The following is a 16,902-nucleotide window of genomic DNA, read 5'->3' as shown; positions in this document are numbered from 1 at the left end:
TCAGCTGCATGACCCGGTTCCAGCGCGAGCACCTCGAGACGCTGCTCGCCGCCGTCGACCACGGCACGCTCGACGCGGCGGCCCGTGCGCTGGCGATCACCCCGTCGGCGGTCTCGCAGCGGATCAAGTCGATGGAGCAGCAGGTCGGCCGGGTGCTGCTCCAGCGCACCACCCCGGTGCGCCCGACCGCGGACGGCGCAGTCGTGCTCCGGCACGCACGGCAGGTCCGGCTGCTCGACGAGGAGACCTCCCGAGCCCTCGGCGGTGGATCGTCGGTGGTGCCGTCGATCCCGCTGGCCGTGAACGCCGACTCGCTCGGCACCTGGTTCCTCGACGCCCTCGCCCTCGTCCGGGCCGACACCGAGGTTGTCTTCGACCTGCACCGTGAGGACCAGGACCGCACCGCCGAGCTGCTCCGCGCCGGCACGGTGATGGGTGCCGTGACGGCCGAGGCGGATCCGGTGCAGGGCTGCTCGTCGGTGCCGCTCGGGATCGACCGGTACCGGGCGGTGGCGTCCCCGGCGTTCGTCGCCCGCTACCTCGGCGACACCGGCACCGAGCGGCGGATGCTCCGGCGGCTCGACGAGGTCCCGCTCGTCGACTACGACCGCGACGACGACCTGCAGCAGGGGTACCTGCGTCAGGTCCTCGGCCACGCTCCCGGCGGCCCGCGCCACTTCGTCCCGACCTCCGCCGACTTCGCCCGTGCGGTCACGCTCGGGTTCGGGTGGGGGCTGCTGCCCGAGGCGCAGTGCCTCGAGGCGATCGACCGCGGTGTCCTGGTCGAGCTGGCACCGGGTCGGCACGCCGACGTGGCGCTGTGGTGGCAGCGCTGGAACCTGGCGTCACCCCTGCTCGAACGGGTCACCGGCGCCGTCCGTGCGACCGCGTCGTCGCGACTGCACCCCGCGCGTCAGCGTCAAGACTGACAGCGCGGACACCAGTACGTGTCGCGCAGGGTGAGCTCCGAGTCACCGAGTTCCCCGTGCCGGATCGGTGTCCCGCACCGCAGACACGGCTTGCCGGCACGGCCGTAGACCCAGAACCGTCGCCCGGGGCGGTCGACGCCGGTGGTCACACGGGCACTGCGGTCGCGGTTCGCCAGGATCAGTCGGCTCGCGAGCGTGATCGTCCGCGCCGGGTCCGGCACCTGCCCGACCGGACGCGTCGGCAGCACCCCGCGCAGGAAGCAGAGTTCGTTCCGGTACACGTTGCCGAGCCCGGCGAGCACCCGCTGGTCGAGCAGTGCCAGCCCGACCGGGCGTTCGGGGTCCTCGGTCAGGTTGGCGAGCGCGAGGTCGGCGTCCCAGTCGGGGCCGAGCAGGTCCGGCCCCAGGTGTCCGACGACCTCGGACTCCTGGTCGCGCGGCACGACCTCGAGCACTCCGAGGGCGAAGCCGACGGTGGAGACCCCCTCGGCGTCCAGGATCGCCCGGGCCTGGTGCGCCGGACGTCGCCAGCGGTCACCGGGCGCGTAGACGTCCCACCGGCCCTCCATCTTCAGGTGCGAGTGCACGGTCAGGTCGCCGATGCGGTGCAGCAGGTGCTTGCCGCGGGGGACGACCTCGTCGACGGTGCGGCCGACCAGGTCGAGGGTCGCGAACGCGGGGACGCGGAAGTCACTCTTCGTCAGGACCTTGCCCGCCAGCGCGGTGTGCAGGCGGCGGGCAGCCCGGTAGACGGTGTCGCCTTCAGGCACGGGTCACCTCCGGCACGTGGTCGCTGCACTGCCGGGAGGCGCGGCTCGCCTCACACACGGAGCCGCAGCCCCTGCGGGGTCGCCGTGAACCCCGCGGCCCGGAGCGCGCCGCCGAGCGGCGTCTCGAGCACGAAGTCCCCGTCGACCCGCTCGACCGAGAGCTTCCGCAGCCCGGTCCGGACGATGCCGGCGATCGAGGCGGCCGCGGCAGCGAGGTCGGCGGCGTCGTCGGTGAAGGTCAGCACCGACTTGCCACCGCGCTCCACGTACACGGTGAGCTTGCCGTCGACGGTCGTGACGAGGGCACCCGCCTTGCGCCCGGGCCGGTGGCCCCGAGCGGTCTTCGCGCCGCTGCCGACCGCGGTCTCAGGCGGGGCGGCTTCGACGTCGTCGACCACGAGACCGGGGTCGGCGTCGCCCGTCGGCCACGGCAGCGAGGCCCCGAACGGGTTCGCCGGGTCGGTCGCGGCGAGTGTGAGCGCCTCGCGCTTCCGGTCCGGGTCGTCGCGCTCGTCGTCGCCGAGTTCGCGGGCGTAGGTCCGCAGCCGGTCGACGGTCGGGCCGGTGGCGAACTGGGCGGCACCGAGCCCCTCGACGAAGTACCCGCGACGGGCCCGGCCGGACTCCTCGAAGCGCGAGAGCACCCGGTACACCCCGGCGAAGCCGCCGCGGACACCTTCGACCTGCACGGCACCGCGGGTGACGACGCCGTAGCGTTCGAGCAGCTGTTCGGCGGTCGCCGCGGCCCGCACGGTCGAGTCGGACTCGGCCAGCGGCAGGAGCGACCAGCGACCCCCGACGGACGGCGGCCCGGACTGCGTCGGCATCGTCGGACGCCGACGGCCGCGGTAGGCCCGAGCACGCGGAGCGCTCGAGCTCTTCGCCTTGCCGCCGAGCATCGAGCGCAGCGGGGCGAACGTGTCGTTCGTGATCTGCCCGGCCCAGACCAGGTCCCAGAGCGCGGTGGTGAGCGCCTGGTCGTCACTGCTGCCCACGGCCTGGCCGAGCTGCCGGAAGAAGTACGCGCCACCGCCGGCCAGGGCGCCGAGCACGTCCCGCTGCAGCTCGGTCGTCTCGTCCCCGGAGGGCTCGGCGAGCGTCGTCGCCGCGGTGTCGGCCAGGTGCAGGCGCACCCAGCCGTCGTTGCCCGGCAGGGTGCCCCCGCCGGACCACAGGACCTCGCCGGTGGCGGTGAGTTCGTCGAGCATGCTCGTCGAGTAGTCGGTGACACGGGACGGCAGTACCAGGGTCTCCCAAGCGCTGGCGGGCAGGGCGACCCCGGCGAGCTGGTCGATCACCTGCAGGACGCCGTCGACGCCGCGGAGCCCGCCGCGGGTCCCCGGGGTCTGCACGTGCTGCCACGCGGGCAGGAACCGGGCGAGGGTGTCCGGCGAGACCGGTTCGACCTCGTGCCGCAGCGCTGCGAGGGACTTCGTGCGGATCCGTCGCAGGACCTCGGCGTCACACCACTCGGCACCCTGGCGGTCGGGTCTGAACTCGCCCTCCACCACCCGGCGGTCGGCGACGAGTCGGCGCAGGGTGTCCTGCACGACGGCGATGCCCAGCCCGAGGCGACCGGCGGCCTCCTGCGCGGAGAACGGCCCGTGCGACCGGGCGTAGCGGCCGATCAGGTCACCGAGGGGATCGGCCACGGGCTCGATGAACGCCGTGGGCACACCGATCGGCAGCGGGACCCCGAGGGCGTCCCGCAGACGGGCGGCGTCCTCGATCACGGCCCAGCGCGTCGCCCCGGCGTGCGAGAACGACAGCACTCGGCGGTCCCGCTCCAACACCTGGAGCGTGCTGCGCAGTTCGGCGGTGGCCGCTGGACGGTCAGCGGTGTCGGCGAGCCAGCTCCGGTCGACCGCTTCGTCGAGGTCGAGCGCGCCGACGAGCCGCAGCACGTCCACGAGCCCCTCGGCGTCACGGGCACGGCGGTCCGGCGACAGCCGCTGCAGGTCGCGCTCCACCGAGGTGATGACCGCCGGGTCGAGCAGCTCGCGCAGCTCCGCGCGGCCGAGCAGCTCGCCGAGCAGGGTCGAGTCGAGCGACAGGGCCGCTGCCCGGCGTTCGGCGAGCGGGGTGTCGCCCTCGTACATGAAGGCCGCGACGTACCCGAACAGGATCGACCGGGCGAACGGCGACGGCTGTTCGGTCTCGGTCTCGACCAGGCGGATCCGACGTCCGGCGATGTCGTCGGCGATCCCGAGCAGCGCGGGCACGTCGTAGACGTCCTGCAGCACCTCGCGCACGGTCTCGAGCACGATCGGGAACGTCGGGTACTTCTGCGCGACCTCGAGCAGCTGCGAGGCCCGCTGCCGCTGCTGCCAGAGCGGCGACCGCTGCCCGGGGTTCCGTCGGGGCAGCAGCAGGGCGCGCGCCGCACATTCACGGAACCGCGCGGCGAACAGCGCCGAGCCCCCGACCTCGTCGGTGACCAGGGCCTCGAGGTCGTCGCGCTCGAACACGAACAGGTCGGCACCCGGTGGCTCGGCGTCGGTCTCCGGGATGCGGACGACGATGCCGTCGTCGGCCGCCATCGCGTCACCGTCGATGCCGTGCCGTTCGCGCAGCCGTGCGGCGACCGCCAGGGCCCACGGCGCGTGCACCTGCATGCCGTAGGGCGAGTGCAGGATGAGCCGCCAGTCCCCGAGCTCGTCGCGGAACCGCTCGATGACGAGCGTGGTGTCGTTCGGCACGTGACCGGTGGCCGCGCGCTGGTCGCGCAGGAAGGTCAGCAGGTTGGTGATCGCGCGCTCGTCCAGTCCACCGGCGGCGACGCGGGCGCGGGCGTCGTCGTCCGAGGCGCCCTCGACCTCGCGCACGAACGCACCGGTCGCACGGCCGAGCTCGGCGGGCCGGCCGATGCCGTCGCCCTTCCAGAACGGCACGCGTCCGGGCTGCCCGAACGCCGGGCTCACGACGACGCGGTCGTGGGTGATCTCCTCGATCCGCCAGCTCGTCGCACCGAGGGCGAAGACGTCGCCCACGCGCGACTCGTAGACCATCTCCTCGTCGAGCTCGCCGACGCGGGACGCCTTCTCGCCGACCATGAAGACGCCGAACATGCCGCGGTCGGGGATCGTCCCGCCGCTCGTCACCGCGAGGCGCTGCGCACCGGGGCGCCCGGTCAGGGTGCCGTGCACGCGGTCCCAGACCAGCCGTGGCCGGAGTTCGGCGAACTCGTCGCTCGGGTACCGGCCCGTGACCAGGTCGAGCGTCGCCTCGAACGCCGATCGGGGCAGGCCGCTGAACGGGGCGCTCCGCCGTACGAGCTCGAACCAGTGCTCGACGTCGAGTGTGTCGATCGCCCCGGCCGCCACGGTGTGCTGCGCCAGGACGTCGAGCGGGTTCGCCGGCACCGAGATCGACTCGATCTGGCCCGTGACCATCCGCTCGACCGTGACCGCGCTGTTGACCAGGTCGGCGCGGTGCTTCGGGAACAGCACGCCGCGGGAGATCTCGCCCACCTGGTGGCCGGCACGACCGACGCGCTGCAGGCCGCTCGCGACCGAGGGCGGCGCCTCGACCTGGACGACCAGGTCGACCTCGCCCATGTCGATGCCGAGCTCGAGTGAACTCGTCGCGACGACGCACCGCAGCCGACCGGACTTCAGGTCGTCCTCGATGATCGCGCGCTGGTCCTTCGACACCGAGCCGTGGTGCGCGCGGGCGAGCACCGGGACCGAGGCGTCCGAGCCCCCGCCGCCCGTCTGCCCGGACCCGCCGATCAGCTGCGCCGGCGGGCGCTTGGCCCCCTGGGGCGCGACGGCGTGCGCCGAGGTGCGGGCCGGTGACTGCGGTCGGCCCCGCGCCGCGGGGAGCCCGTCGTCGTCCGGGGACGCACCCGCCGGCACCAGCACGCCGTCACCGGCGGCGGCGAGCACGCGTTCCTCGTGGATCTCGTTGAGCCGAGCCGTGAGTCGTTCGGCCAGCCGCCGCGAGTTCGCGAACACGATGGTCGAGCGGTGTTCCTCGATCAGGTCGACGACGCGCTCTTCGACGTGCGGCCAGATCGACCCGTTCGTCGGCGACTCGGACGCGTCCGCGCCGACCGGCGGCGCCCCGAGCTCGGTCATGTCGTCGACGGGCACGACGACCCGCAGGTCGAAGGTCTTCTGCGCGGGCGGCGCGATGATCGTCACCGGTGCACGGCCGCCGAGGAACCGCGCGACCTCTTCCGGCGGGCGGACGGTCGCGGACAGCCCGATGCGCTGCACGGGCTTGTCGAGCAGGTCGTCGAGGCGCTCGAGCGACACGGCCAGGTGTGCGCCGCGCTTGGTCGAGGCGACCGCGTGGACCTCGTCCACGATGACCGTGTCGACGTTCACCAGGGTCTCGCGCGCCTGCGAGGTGAGCATCAGGTAGAGCGACTCGGGCGTGGTGATGAGGATGTCCGGCGGCTGGCGCAGGAGCTTCTGGCGGTCGGACGACGGGGTGTCACCGCTGCGCACACCGACCGTGACGTCGGGCGGTTCGGTGCCGAGGCGCCGTGCGGTCTGGGTGATGCCGACGAGCGGGCTCCGCAGGTTGCGCTCGACGTCGACGCCCAGGGCCTTGAGCGGCGAGACGTAGAGCACGCGCGTGCGCTGCTTCGCCGGCGGGCGGTCCGTCGCGCTGATGAGCCGGTCGATCGACCACAGGAACGACGCCAGGGTCTTGCCGGAGCCGGTCGGGGCGATCACGAGTGCGTGCTGCCCGGTCGAGATGGCGTCCCACGCCCCGGCCTGCGCCGGTGTCGGTGCATCGAAGGCGCCGCGGAACCACTCGGTGGTCGCGGGGGAGAAGCGCTCGAAGACGTCCGTCATGGTCCGTCCCATCCTGCCCGCCACCACCGACAGCAGTCCGAGCGCACGTACCCCTTGACAGAGCGATAGTTACCGATCTATCGTAAACACATCGCGATACGACGAAGACGATCAGGTCAGACCGGTCGCGAGCCGACTCAGCACGACGAAAGGACTCCTCATGCGCCCCTCGTATGACGACAACAGCAACACGTCCCCCCGCGACCAGCGCGGGTTCGGCCCGCGCGGCCCCCGCTTCGGCGGCGCGCGGCAGCACCACGGCGCCGGCTTCCCCGGCCGTGACCGCGGTGACCACGACCACGGCGGCCGCGGCTTCGGTGGCCGCGGGTTCGGCCCCGGCTTCGGCCCGGGCATGGGCTTCGGCCCCGGTTTCGGCGGGCCCGGTTTCGGCCGCGAACGCCGTCGCCGCGGTGACGTCCGTCTCGCGATCCTCGGCCTGCTGGCCGAGGGCCCGCAGAACGGGTACGCCGTGATCAAGACCATCGCCGAGCGCACCGGTGGTGCCTGGAAGCCGAGCCCCGGCTCGGTCTACCCGACGCTCCAGCAGCTCGTCGACGAAGACCTCGTGGTCTCGTCGGGCGACGGCCGCAAGACGCTCTTCGAGCTCACCGACGCCGGCAAGGCCGAGACCGAGGCCAAGGCCGACGAGATCGCTGCGGCACTCGACGGGGCCCCGGGCATCCCGGACGCCCAGCGCGAGTTCTTCGAGGCACTCCGGAAGACCATGGGCGTCCTGCAGATGTACCGCAGCACCGCGACCGAGGAACAGGCCAAGGCCGCCACGGCCAAGGTGGACCAGCTCCGCAAGGACCTGCTCCAGATCCTGGCCGACTGACGGACGTCACCCATGACGGACAGGAGGCCCGGTGCCAGCTGGCACCGGGCCTCCTGTCCGTCGTCGTGCGCCTACCCCGCGCCGACGAAGGCGGCCACGTCCGCCAGTTCCGCCGTCGACACGGCGTGCGGCAGGCCCGCGTAGGTGCGGTCGGTCACGTCGGTGTGCGCTGCGGCCCACGCCTGCGTCCGGGCGGTGGCCTCGGGCGGGATCACCGGGTCGAGGTCGCCGTGCCCGAGGAACACCCGCGGCCGCACGGCCGACACGGCCTCGTCGCGGGAGTCCGTGACGCCCGGCACGACGAAGCCCGAGAGCGACACCGCGAACGCGAACGCCGCGGGTCGGGCACGCAGCAGCTGGAGCGCCATCGAGCCGCCCTGCGAGAATCCGAGCAGCCCGATCCGCGGGTGGTCGGCGGCGACGGAGTCGATCCAGTCGAGCACCTCGGCGGTCGCGGCGTCCACCGCCTCGGGCGCAGGGGAGCCGGGCGTGCCGAGCGGGTACCAGCTGAAGCCGGGTCCCCACGGCATCGGCGCCCGGAGCGACGCGACCGTCCACGCGGGCGGCAGTGCGGGGGCGAGGCCGAGCAGGTCGTGCTCGTTCGACCCGACCCCGTGCATCGCCACGAGCAGGGGTGTGCCCCGCCGGTCCGAGGTACTCCGGGTCCACTGCACCAGGTCCGCATCGATCATGTGGACAACGCTAACCATCCCCAACTCCCGCGCCTTCCGCCGAACTCGCCGCCGTCCCTGGTAGACACGGTGCATGTCCTCGCTGCGCACCCCCGATCCCGACTCCGGCTGGCTGTCCGACGAGGAGCTCGCGAACGTCCGCCGTCGTCTGCCGATCTGCTACGTCGAGGCGGTCCCCGTCCGCACCGACGGCCTCGGCGTCGTGACCGAGGTCGGCGTGCTGCTGCGTGTCTCCCCGAGCGGTTCGATCGCCCGCACCCTGGTGTCCGGTCGTGTGATGTTCGGCGAGTCGATCCGCACCGCGCTGTTCCGCCACCTCGAGAAGGACCTCGGGCCGATGGCGTTCCCGCAGCTGCCCTCGAGTCCGACGCCGTTCACCGTGGCCGAGTACTTCCCGCTGCCCGGCGCCTCGGTGTACACCGACGAGCGGCAGCACGCGATCTCGCTGGCGTACGTCGTCCCCGTCACGGGGACGTGCGAGCCCCGGCAGGACGCCCTCGAGCTCACGTGGATGACCCCGATGGAAGCCGCGTCCGACGCCGTCGCCGACGAGATGGAAGGCGGCCGCGGCGCACTGCTCCGCGCCGGCCTGGCATCGGTCGGAGCCCTGCACTAGTCCGACCGGGGCGTCCGCGCCCGGCGCACGACGAAGCCCCCGGATCCGATCGGATCCGGGGGCTTCGCAGCGCGGTTGCGAACCGGCTTCAGTGCTTGTCGTCCTTGAAGCTGTCGGCGACGCCGTGCGCGGCGTCCTTGACGTCGGTGACGCCCTGCTTCGCCGAGGCCTTGCCCTGGTCGGTCTGGCCTTCGGCCTTCAAGCGGTCGTTACCGGTCGCGTTGCCGGCGGCTTCCTTGACCTTGCCTGCCGCCTTCTCAGCGGCGTTCTTGATGTCATCGATGCCAGCCATAGGCACTCCTTCCAGAAGCGGACGTGTTCCCCGTCAGCCGCTTGCGCGGCATCCGGTGAAGCAGACCGTACGCCCGGTGGAGTACCCCACCCCCAGCCCCCGCCAAGGTTCGCCAGCACGCTCACGCAAAACACCGGTGTTCACGGATCACACCCCGGGATGCGGGGGTTCGAAACGTGAACACCGGTGTCTTGCGGGCATCGACGCGCTCAAGCCGAGCGGGTCAGACCGCGGGGGTCAAGCGCGCAGGTCAGTGGCGGTCGGCAGCGCCGGCCGGACGGGAGGCGCGGCGCGAGCCACCACGACGGTTGCCGCCCGACTCGTTGCCGGACCGACCCGCGGCGTAGCCGCCCTCGGACGACCAGACGGCCGACGAGCCGCCGCGCACGACGTCGCTGCTGCCTGAGCGACGGTTGCCGCCGCTGCGGCGACCACCGGTCGAACCGGCGGCCGCGGCACCGGAGCGCCCGGCACCCTCGGTCCGTGCGCCACGGGCCGGACGGCCCTGACGGCCCCCGGCCGAACCGGCGGACTCGCCAGCCGAACCGGAGCGCGCGGTCTGCGCCGCACCTCCCGACCGACCGCCGCGACCACGGCGACGACCGCCGCCGTCACCGGCGGACTCGGCCGAACGCTGCTTGGGCTGACGCTGCTGGGTGGGCTGCTCCTCGGCCACGTGGCGGATCGGAGCGACCTCGCCGACGAGCGCGGTGACGGCCGGGGAGGTCGCCGAGACGTGCTGCGGCGTGACCTTGATCGCGGCTGCACGCATCATCTGCGCGACGTCGCGACGCTCGGCGGGCATCGTCACCGTGACGACGTCACCGGACGAACCGGCACGCGCCGTGCGGCCCGAGCGGTGCAGGTACGCCTTGTGCTCGGTGGGCGGGTCGACGTGCACGACGAGCTCGACGTTGTCGACGTGCACACCGCGGGCGGCGACGTCGGTGGCGACGAGCACGAGGGCCTCACCGGAGGAGAACTTCGCGAGGTTGCGCTCACGGGCGCCCTGCGACAGGTTGCCCTGCAGGTCGACGGCCGGGATCCCCTGGCTGCTGAGCTGCTTGGCGAGGCGCTTGGCGTGGTGCTTCGTGCGCATGAAGAGGATGCGGCGACCGTTGCCCGAGGCGAGGGCGCTCACGAGGTGCTTCTTCGCGTCGGCGTCGGCGACCTCGAACAGGTGGTGGGTCATCGCCTCGACGGGGCTGTTCGCCTCGTCGACGGAGTGCATCACCGGGTTGTGCAGGAACTTCTTGACGAGCTTGTCCACGCCGTTGTCGAGCGTGGCGGAGAACAGCAGTCGCTGCCCGTTCTCGGGCGTCGCCTGCATGATCTTGGTGACGCCGGGCAGGAAGCCCATGTCGGCCATGTGGTCGGCCTCGTCGAGGACGGTGACCTCGATGTCGCCCAGGTTCACGTGACCCTGCTGCATCAGGTCGGCGAGGCGACCCGGGCAGGCGACCACGACGTCGACGCCGCCGCGCAGGGCGTCGACCTGACGACCCTGACCGACGCCACCGAAGATGGTCGTGGTGTTGAGGCCCATGGCCTTGGCGAGCGGGGCGAGGGCGACGTCGATCTGCGTCGCGAGCTCACGCGTCGGTGCGAGCACCAGGGCGCGGGGGCGGCCGGCGCGGCGCTTGCGGCCGCTGGCGGCGAGGCGGGCGACGAGCGGGATCGCGAAGGCGATGGTCTTGCCGGAGCCGGTGCGGCCGCGGCCGAGGACGTCCTTGCCCTGCAGGGAGTCCGGGAGGGTGTCCGCCTGGATGGGGAACGCCATGTCCTTGCCCTGGTCGGCGAGGACGGAGACCATCGGCGCGGGGACGCCGAGGTCGGAGAAACGGATGTCTTCGGTGGTCATGGTGACCTTTCGAGCCGGAGCAGTCCGGCTGTGGGCGCGCTCTGAGGCAGCGCGCGGGCGGGATGCGCGCCAACGGATGTGGCTGGCGCAGTCGCCGCAGCAGAGAAGCCTGGGCACCTTCGTGAGGTGCTCGATCATCGACCAGAGTCCGGAGACAGGTGGTCGGGAGTTCGGGGCGTCCGTACGACGCACGAGGCGATCGGCGCCTCGAGTACGACCAGCATAGCGTGCACATCCCCGGAACGACGAGGGCGGGGTCGTTCGCCCTGCGCGTGCGAGGATTCCGGGGTGCGCATGCGATCCGTCCTGTTGACCACCGCGATGGCCCTGGTGGCCGTCCTCGGCACCGCCGGCTGCGCCGAGGCCGCCACGACCAGCGCGGCCGGGAGCTACCGCAACCTGCCGACCTCGGGCCGCGTGGACTACCAGCTCGGCGGCGGGTACACCCCGCCCTCCGGCGTGACGATCGTCGAGCGCGACAGCACCGACCGCCCGGCGAAGGGCAAGTACAACATCTGCTACGTCAACGGGTTCCAGACGCAGCCCGAGGCCGCCCGCACGTGGAAGAAGTCGTACCCGTCGGCGATCCTCCGCGACCGCGCGGGCAAGCCGGTCTCGGACCCGGGATGGCCGGACGAGATGCTCCTCGACACCCGGACCGCGGCCAAGCGTGCCCTGATCACGAAGGTGCTCGCGAAGACCGTCGCCCGCTGCGGTGACCGCGGGTTCGACGCGGTGGAGTTCGACAACCTCGACTCGTGGACCCGGAGCGGCAAGCGGCTCACCCGTGCCGGCAACCTGGCGCTCGCGAAGTCGCTCGTCGCCAAGGGGCACCGGCACGGCCTGGCCGTCGGGCAGAAGAACACGCCGCAGCTCGGGGCGTCCGGCCGGAAGCAGACCGGGTTCGACTTCGTCGTCGCCGAGGAGTGCGTGCAGTACCGGGAGTGCGCCGCGTACACGAAGGCCTACGGCAAGCGGGTCATCGACGTGGAGTACGCGGACACCCTCGAGCGCTCGTGGGGGTCGGTGTGCGGGCTGAAGAGCCGTCCGGCCATGACGATCCTGCGCGACCGCGACCTGGTGACCCCGAAGGACGACGCGTACGTGTACGAGCACTGCTGAGCGCTCGAGACGTTCCTTCCCAGAACACCTGCGATGCCTGGTCGAATCGGGCGTACCGTGTCAGAACTTCCGACCGGGTACGCCCGGAACGACCAGGTACGCCCGGAAGCGCCAGCCCCGCCAGCCCCGCCAGCGCCAGCCCCGCCAGCGCTACGCCGGCCAGGCCTCGCGCAACGCGGTCGCGGCCTGGTCCGCCGACAGCCCCGCCGAGCGCGCCGCAGCGGCCAGGGCACGAGCGGCCTCGGCCACGGCGTCCGGCACCGCCGCCGGCCGCACCACCCGGGTACCGGCGCCCCGTGCGGTGTGCACGAGCCCGGCCTCCTCGAGCAGCTGGTAGGCCTTCGCGACGGTGCCGGCGGCGAGCCCGAGCTCGTCCGCCAGCCCACGGACGCTCGGCAGCCGTTCGCCGTCCACCAGGTACCCGGCGGTGATCTGTGCGGCGATCTGCGATCGGACCTGCTCGAACGGCGGCACGCGGCCACCGACGTCGAGGGCGACGAGTCCTGTCATGCGTTCCACCCTAGAAGTCGTACTGCTCGCCGACGGGGATCGGGACCGGCACGGTGTTGCCCGGAGGCGCGAGCGGGCACGCCCACGCCGGGTCGTACGCGCACGACGGGTTGTAGGCGAAGTTGAAGTCGAGCACGAGCGACCCGAGGTCGTCGCCGCCCAGGTCCGAGCCCTTGATGGTGTCGAGCAGGTAGCGCCCGCCACCGTACGTGCCGCGGGCCTTGCCGGCGCTGGCGTCCTTGACGGGGACGAACACCCCGCCCGCGTAGCCGCCGTGCTTCCAGACGTCGAGGGTGCCGACTCCGGGGACCCGCACGAGGCCGAGCCGGTCGAAGTGGACGACACCGTCGGTGCCGGTCTCGAAGTCGAACTCGGCGGGCTCCGTGGCCTCGATGCGGACCTGGAACCGCCACGCCGGGTCGTAGTCCGGCACCGGCAGCGACTCGAAGTCGCGGGCGTCCTCGTTGAGCAGGGGCGACGCCGGGTGCTCCGCGAACATCGCGTCCCGCGTCTCGCGCCAGAGCGCGTGCGCCGTCTGGGGGTCCGGGGTGGCGCGGACGCGGCGGTACAGGTCGAACGTCATCCGCCGCCAATCCGTCGTCGCCAGCGTGCTGCGCACGCGGTCGTCGGTCGTCGGCTCCTGGGGGCGCGTCTGGCTCACGTGGTCGAGGCTACGCCCGCTCCGCGGTGGACGGGAGGCCCGACCCGCGTCGCGTCACTCGCCGTCGGTCCGCCAGGTGGGCGCGAGGGCGCGCATCCGGAACGCCCGCCACTGCCAGATGACCCACATGCCGGGCCACAGGGCGAGCCCGAGGACGGCCGGTCGCATCCGGTAGGTCAGGCGGTCGAGCAGCAGGGTCCGGCCACCCGGCGCGGGGACGACGGCCATCCGGTGCGACATCGTCATCCGCCCGAACAACCCGGACGTGCCGCCGCCGTTGTCGCGCTGCACGGGGACTCCCTGGACCTCGTACAGGTCGAGGTCGACGTGCGTGTCGCCGCTCGGCACCAGCCCGAACGCGTCCGCGGTGATCGGGTGCGGGTGCCCCGGCTCCCAGCGCTCCGGGAACCCCCGGGGGTCGCGCGAGCGGTACGCCAGGAACGGCTTCGTCACCGCCACCATCACGGACGGGGACAGCAGGGCATCGCGCACGGCCTCGACCGGCGCGTCGAGGACGATCCGGAGGCCGACGTGCATGGCGGTGACGCTACGCCCGCGGGCTGGACGGTGCGCCGTGGCGGTGCGAGACGACGCAGCGGGGACGCCTCAGGCGTGCCGGGCCGACCGGCGGCGGGACCCCTCGGCGCGGTCGTGCCGCCGGAGCCGCTCGGCCAGCGAGAGCCGCACGGCCGGCCACTCCGACGCGATCACCGAGAACACCACGGTGTCGCGCAGCGTGCCGTCACGGCCGATCGCGTGGTTCCGGAGCACGCCGTCCTGCTTCGCGCCGAGGCCCGCGATGGCCGCCCGGGACTGCAGGTTGTGCCAGTGGGTGCGGAACTCGACCGCGATGCACTGCCAGGCCTCGAACGCGTGCGACAGCATGAGCAGCTTCGACTCGGTGTTGATCCCCGAGCGCTGCGCGGACCGGGCCAGGAACGTGCTGCCGATCTCGACGTGGCGGTTGCCCGGGTCGATGTTCATGAAGGTCGTCGCACCCACCACCCGTCCGGTCGGGCGGTCCCGCACGGCGAAGGGCACCATGCGTCCGGCCTCGTGCTCGGCGAGCCGCCGGTCGATCTCGGCCTCGACCTGTGCCGGGGCGGGCACCGAGGTGTACCAGGTGCGCCACAGATCGCCGTCCGCGACCGCCGCCCGCAGGTCTTCCGCGTGCTCCTGCCCGAGGGGCTCGAGCGTCACACGGTCGCCGGTCAGGGTGGGTACGGGGGCGATCTCCATGACCATGCATCCTAGGGTCGCCGACCCTGGTGGAACCCGGTCGGACAGCGACCCTGTGGAGAGGGACAGCATCGCTCGGACGGCTATCGTGACGGACGTGGCAGAACGCACCCAGGAGAAGTACCAGGTCCGGTTCGCGTGGGGTCCCGGAGGTGCGGCACGGATCGCCCACGGCACCCACCTGCTCGTCTGGGTCGACGCCCTGCCGCCGACCCCCGACGCCGCAGCACAGCGGCGCGCGCTGCGGAACGTGACCGCCCAGCTGCCGCAGGGGCCGGAGGTCGTGCTCGGCCACCTCGGCAACGCGGCGGCGGTCGCGGAACGCGTGACGGGCCTCCAGGCCGCACGCGGTGACCGCTGCGTCGTCGCGATCGTGGCCGCCGGGCTGCACCACACCGCAGCCCTCGACGACGCGGCCGAGGCGGCGGGGGAGTCCGTCGACGTGGCCGACGCACCCGACTTCGCCGTCGAGGACCTGCTCGCCGCCGGAGCCGTCGTCGACGCGCTCACCGAGGTCGGCATCGACCACACCTCACCCGAGGCCGCTGCGGCCTGCGCGGCGTACACGGGGCTGCGCCGTGCCGTGAAGCACCTGGTCAGCGCGTCCGAGGGAGCCGCCGTCCTGAGCCGTGACGACGTGCACGCGGCGCTCGCCGCGGGCCCCGACCTGCCCGTCCTGCGGGAATCGGGGGAGCGCGCGTAGCGTTCGCCCCGTCACGGAACCAGCGAGCGAAGGAGCAACGCCATGAAGGCAGTCGTCGGCGACACGGTGATCGCGGAGGCCCCCGAAGAGGACCTCATCAAGATCGAGGGCAACTGGTACTTCCCGCCGTCGAGCGTGAAGACCGAGCTCTTCACCGAGAGCCCCACCCAGTACCACTGCCCGTGGAAGGGCGACACCCAGTACTTCACGGTGAACGTCGACGGACAGGCGCTGCAGGACCGCGCGTGGTCGTACCCGACGCCGATCCCGTCGTCGTTCGACCGCGTCGGCAAGGACTACTCGGGCTACGTCGCGTTCTGGAAGGACGTCCAGGTCGTCGACTGACGACCGGTCGCCCCCTGACCGGCTGCGACTCAGCCGGTCAGGGTGAGCACGACCAGCGCGACGTTGAGCGCCACGATGACCGCCGCGATCACCCACGCCACCACGCGGGTGGTCGCGGCGTTCACGTCGGTCCCCATCACGCTCCGTCGCGACGTGTAGACCACCAGGGGCACGATCGCGAAGGCGATCCCGAAGCTCAGCACCACCTGGCTGACGACGAGCAGCATCGTCGCGTCGATGTTCAGCGCGAGCAGCACGATCGCCGGCACCAGGGTGATCGCGCGCCGGGCCACGAGCGGGATCCGCACGTGCAGCAGGCCCTGCATGATCTCCGCGCCGGCCATGCAGCCCACTGAGGTCGAGGCCAGGCCGGACGCGAGCAGGCCCACGGCGAAGAGCACCCCGACGACCGGGCCGACGTTCTCGGCGATGGCGCGCTGCGCACCGGGGATGGAGTCGGTGCCCTCGACGCCCGGCAGGGTGGCTGCCGCGAGGACGAGCATCGCGATGTTCACCCCGCCCGCGACGATCAGCGCGAGGCCGACGTCCCACCGGGTCGCGACGAGCACCCGGCGACGCTCCGGCCCGGCGGGGACGTCCCCGTGGCGGTCCCGGGCGAGCGCCGAGTGCAGGTACACCGCGTGCGGCATCACGGTCGCGCCGAGCATCGAGGCCGCCAGCAGCACCGACCCGGAGCCCTCGAACCGCGGCACGAGCCCGGCGACCAGGTCTGCCGGAGACACCCGGGCGAACAGCAGCCCGGCACAGAAGCCCACCGTCAGGATCGCGAGCATCGCCGTCACCACGGTCTCGAACAGGCGCGTGCCCCGGCGGCTGTGCAGGGTCAGCAGGAGCATCGAGACGAGCCCGGTGATGATCCCGCCGACCACGAGCGGCAGACCGAAGAGCAGGTAGAGCGCCAGCGCGCCGCCGATGACCTCGGCGATGTCGGTCGCGGCGGCGACGATCTCGGCCTGGCCCCAGAACAGCAGGCGCGGGGCGCGCCGCATCCGCAGGCCGAGGTGCTCGGGCAGCGACTTCCCCGTCACCACCCCGAGCTTGGCGGACAGGTACTGCACCACCACGGCGCTGGCGTTCGCGGCCACCAGCACCCAGAGCAGCAGGTACCCGTACTCGGCGCCGGCGGTCAGGTTGGCGGCGACGTTGCCCGGGTCGACGTACGCGATGGCCGCGACGAAGGCCGGTCCGAGCAGGGTGAGCCCGGCTGCGCGGCGACGCGGGGCACCGGATGGGTGCTCGTCGAGCCGGGGGCTGGCAGTGTCGGTCATGCACCGATCCTGCCAGAGAATTCGGCGTGCCGAATCTTTTTCTTCGACGTGTCGTGGTGCTCGCCGGACGCCGCTCGTGCGTGCGTGTTTCGGGTGGTCGCGATCAGTCGGCTGAGCCGCCGTCGGGCGACGGTTGGTGACCGCTCGGCGGGGGTGCGCGGGGTGTCGTGGCCGCTCGCGGAAGGCGGACGGGAGGCCCGTGGCGGCGCGGCCACGCGCCTCCTGGCCGC

At 72.9% G+C, this 16,902-nt stretch carries 16 protein-coding genes; 6 read left to right on the top strand and 10 right to left on the bottom strand.

Features of this window, described 5'->3' with window-relative positions; genetic code table 11:
• Nucleotides 1–8 precede the first annotated feature (8 nt).
• The gene (locus DEJ05_RS00675) at nucleotides 9–929 is read left to right on the top strand and encodes a LysR family transcriptional regulator ArgP (protein ID WP_111109459.1); all 921 of its coding nucleotides are present in this window, start codon (nucleotides 9–11) and stop codon (nucleotides 927–929) included.
• Here the strand turns inward: DEJ05_RS00675 and DEJ05_RS00670 are convergent.
• Nucleotides 920–1,699: an Fpg/Nei family DNA glycosylase gene (locus tag DEJ05_RS00670; RefSeq protein WP_111028945.1), complete on the bottom strand. Its 780-nt coding sequence runs from the start codon at nucleotides 1,697–1,699 to the stop codon at nucleotides 920–922. The two genes, DEJ05_RS00675 and DEJ05_RS00670, sit on opposite strands and share 10 nt — an antisense overlap.
• Nucleotides 1,700–1,749: 50 nt before the next feature.
• Nucleotides 1,750–6,507 (bottom strand): DEAD/DEAH box helicase, encoded by a 4,758-nt coding sequence (locus tag DEJ05_RS00665; protein WP_111109458.1) that lies wholly within the window; start codon nucleotides 6,505–6,507, stop codon nucleotides 1,750–1,752.
• Between the two features lie 160 nt (nucleotides 6,508–6,667).
• Between DEJ05_RS00665 and DEJ05_RS00660 the strand changes: the two genes are divergently transcribed.
• Nucleotides 6,668–7,342, top strand: a complete 675-nt coding sequence (locus DEJ05_RS00660) for a PadR family transcriptional regulator (protein ID WP_111038468.1) — start codon at nucleotides 6,668–6,670, stop codon at nucleotides 7,340–7,342.
• Between the two features lie 71 nt (nucleotides 7,343–7,413).
• On the opposite strand, the gene DEJ05_RS00655 is transcribed toward DEJ05_RS00660, so the two are convergent.
• The gene (locus DEJ05_RS00655; RefSeq protein ID WP_111109457.1) at nucleotides 7,414–8,034 is read right to left on the bottom strand and encodes an alpha/beta hydrolase; all 621 of its coding nucleotides are present in this window, start codon (nucleotides 8,032–8,034) and stop codon (nucleotides 7,414–7,416) included.
• A 73-nt stretch (nucleotides 8,035–8,107) separates the two neighbouring features.
• Here DEJ05_RS00655 and DEJ05_RS00650 point away from each other — a divergent pair, with 73 nt between their 5' ends.
• Nucleotides 8,108–8,650, top strand: a complete 543-nt coding sequence (locus DEJ05_RS00650; RefSeq protein ID WP_071406188.1) for an NUDIX hydrolase family protein — start codon at nucleotides 8,108–8,110, stop codon at nucleotides 8,648–8,650.
• A gap of 88 nt (nucleotides 8,651–8,738) precedes the next feature.
• Here the strand turns inward: DEJ05_RS00650 and DEJ05_RS00645 are convergent, their stop codons facing one another.
• Together DEJ05_RS00645 and DEJ05_RS00640 are read right to left on the bottom strand one after the other, a co-directional pair.
• Nucleotides 8,739–8,942 (bottom strand): CsbD family protein, encoded by a 204-nt coding sequence (locus DEJ05_RS00645; RefSeq protein ID WP_027466762.1) that lies wholly within the window; start codon nucleotides 8,940–8,942, stop codon nucleotides 8,739–8,741.
• A 250-nt stretch (nucleotides 8,943–9,192) separates the two neighbouring features.
• Nucleotides 9,193–10,803: a DEAD/DEAH box helicase gene (locus DEJ05_RS00640; RefSeq protein WP_111028951.1), complete on the bottom strand. Its 1,611-nt coding sequence runs from the start codon at nucleotides 10,801–10,803 to the stop codon at nucleotides 9,193–9,195.
• A gap of 294 nt (nucleotides 10,804–11,097) precedes the next feature.
• Between DEJ05_RS00640 and DEJ05_RS00635 the strand changes: the two genes are divergently transcribed.
• Complete coding sequence (locus DEJ05_RS00635) at nucleotides 11,098–11,925, top strand: endo alpha-1,4 polygalactosaminidase (RefSeq protein ID WP_258370469.1); 828 nt, start codon at nucleotides 11,098–11,100, stop codon at nucleotides 11,923–11,925.
• A gap of 150 nt (nucleotides 11,926–12,075) precedes the next feature.
• On the opposite strand, the gene DEJ05_RS00630 is transcribed toward DEJ05_RS00635, so the two are convergent.
• The 4 genes from DEJ05_RS00630 to DEJ05_RS00615 all read right to left on the bottom strand — a co-directional run bounded on the left by DEJ05_RS00630 (nucleotide 12,076) and on the right by DEJ05_RS00615 (nucleotide 14,341).
• Nucleotides 12,076–12,435, bottom strand: coding sequence for a GntR family transcriptional regulator (locus DEJ05_RS00630; RefSeq protein ID WP_035809483.1), 360 nt, complete (start codon nucleotides 12,433–12,435; stop codon nucleotides 12,076–12,078).
• 10 nt (nucleotides 12,436–12,445) lie between these two features.
• Nucleotides 12,446–13,018 carry a DUF1684 domain-containing protein gene (locus DEJ05_RS00625; protein WP_111109606.1) on the bottom strand — a complete coding sequence of 191 codons (573 nt, stop codon included), beginning with the start codon at nucleotides 13,016–13,018 and terminating at the stop codon, nucleotides 12,446–12,448.
• Nucleotides 13,019–13,150: 132 nt separating this feature from the next.
• The gene (locus DEJ05_RS00620) at nucleotides 13,151–13,633 is read right to left on the bottom strand and encodes a hypothetical protein (RefSeq protein WP_111028953.1); all 483 of its coding nucleotides are present in this window, start codon (nucleotides 13,631–13,633) and stop codon (nucleotides 13,151–13,153) included.
• 69 nt (nucleotides 13,634–13,702) lie between these two features.
• Complete coding sequence (locus DEJ05_RS00615; RefSeq protein ID WP_071406184.1) at nucleotides 13,703–14,341, bottom strand: GNAT family N-acetyltransferase; 639 nt, start codon at nucleotides 14,339–14,341, stop codon at nucleotides 13,703–13,705.
• Between the two features lie 91 nt (nucleotides 14,342–14,432).
• On the opposite strand from DEJ05_RS00615, the gene DEJ05_RS00610 reads away from it, so the two are divergent.
• Both DEJ05_RS00610 and DEJ05_RS00605 read left to right on the top strand, forming a co-directional pair.
• Entirely contained in the window at nucleotides 14,433–15,038 is a 606-nt protein-coding gene (locus DEJ05_RS00610) for a 2-phosphosulfolactate phosphatase (protein WP_250892951.1), read from the top strand.
• A 42-nt stretch (nucleotides 15,039–15,080) separates the two neighbouring features.
• Nucleotides 15,081–15,383, top strand: a complete 303-nt coding sequence (locus DEJ05_RS00605) for a DUF427 domain-containing protein (RefSeq protein ID WP_110859472.1) — start codon at nucleotides 15,081–15,083, stop codon at nucleotides 15,381–15,383.
• A 29-nt stretch (nucleotides 15,384–15,412) separates the two neighbouring features.
• Here the strand turns inward: DEJ05_RS00605 and DEJ05_RS00600 are convergent, their stop codons facing one another.
• Nucleotides 15,413–16,672 (bottom strand): Nramp family divalent metal transporter, encoded by a 1,260-nt coding sequence (locus tag DEJ05_RS00600; RefSeq protein WP_111028954.1) that lies wholly within the window; start codon nucleotides 16,670–16,672, stop codon nucleotides 15,413–15,415.
• Nucleotides 16,673–16,902 lie beyond the last annotated feature (230 nt).

This window comes from Curtobacterium sp. MCLR17_045, assembly GCF_003234405.1.
GTDB lineage: Bacteria > Actinomycetota > Actinomycetes > Actinomycetales > Microbacteriaceae > Curtobacterium > Curtobacterium flaccumfaciens.
The sequence above is the reverse complement of the archived record's forward strand: the minus strand, read 5'-3'. Positions and strand labels throughout refer to the sequence as shown.

Excerpts from the sequence above, each read along its gene's own strand:
- DEJ05_RS00675 (WP_111109459.1), top strand. The coding sequence starts at position 9 with ATGACCCGGTTCCAGCGCGAGCACCTCGAGACGCTGCTCGCCGCCGTC.
- DEJ05_RS00665 (WP_111109458.1), bottom strand. The coding sequence starts at position 6,507 with ATGACGGACGTCTTCGAGCGCTTCTCCCCCGCGACCACCGAGTGGTTC.
- DEJ05_RS00660 (WP_111038468.1), top strand. The coding sequence starts at position 6,668 with ATGCGCCCCTCGTATGACGACAACAGCAACACGTCCCCCCGCGACCAG.
- DEJ05_RS00655 (WP_111109457.1), bottom strand. The coding sequence starts at position 8,034 with ATGATCGATGCGGACCTGGTGCAGTGGACCCGGAGTACCTCGGACCGG.
- DEJ05_RS00650 (WP_071406188.1), top strand. The coding sequence starts at position 8,108 with ATGTCCTCGCTGCGCACCCCCGATCCCGACTCCGGCTGGCTGTCCGAC.
- DEJ05_RS00645 (WP_027466762.1), bottom strand. The coding sequence starts at position 8,942 with ATGGCTGGCATCGATGACATCAAGAACGCCGCTGAGAAGGCGGCAGGC.
- DEJ05_RS00640 (WP_111028951.1), bottom strand. The coding sequence starts at position 10,803 with ATGACCACCGAAGACATCCGTTTCTCCGACCTCGGCGTCCCCGCGCCG.
- DEJ05_RS00635 (WP_258370469.1), top strand. The coding sequence starts at position 11,098 with ATGCGATCCGTCCTGTTGACCACCGCGATGGCCCTGGTGGCCGTCCTC.
- DEJ05_RS00630 (WP_035809483.1), bottom strand. The coding sequence starts at position 12,435 with ATGACAGGACTCGTCGCCCTCGACGTCGGTGGCCGCGTGCCGCCGTTC.
- DEJ05_RS00625 (WP_111109606.1), bottom strand. The coding sequence starts at position 13,018 with ATGACGTTCGACCTGTACCGCCGCGTCCGCGCCACCCCGGACCCCCAG.
- DEJ05_RS00620 (WP_111028953.1), bottom strand. The coding sequence starts at position 13,633 with ATGCACGTCGGCCTCCGGATCGTCCTCGACGCGCCGGTCGAGGCCGTG.
- DEJ05_RS00615 (WP_071406184.1), bottom strand. The coding sequence starts at position 14,341 with ATGGTCATGGAGATCGCCCCCGTACCCACCCTGACCGGCGACCGTGTG.
- DEJ05_RS00605 (WP_110859472.1), top strand. The coding sequence starts at position 15,081 with ATGAAGGCAGTCGTCGGCGACACGGTGATCGCGGAGGCCCCCGAAGAG.
- DEJ05_RS00600 (WP_111028954.1), bottom strand. The coding sequence starts at position 16,672 with ATGACCGACACTGCCAGCCCCCGGCTCGACGAGCACCCATCCGGTGCC.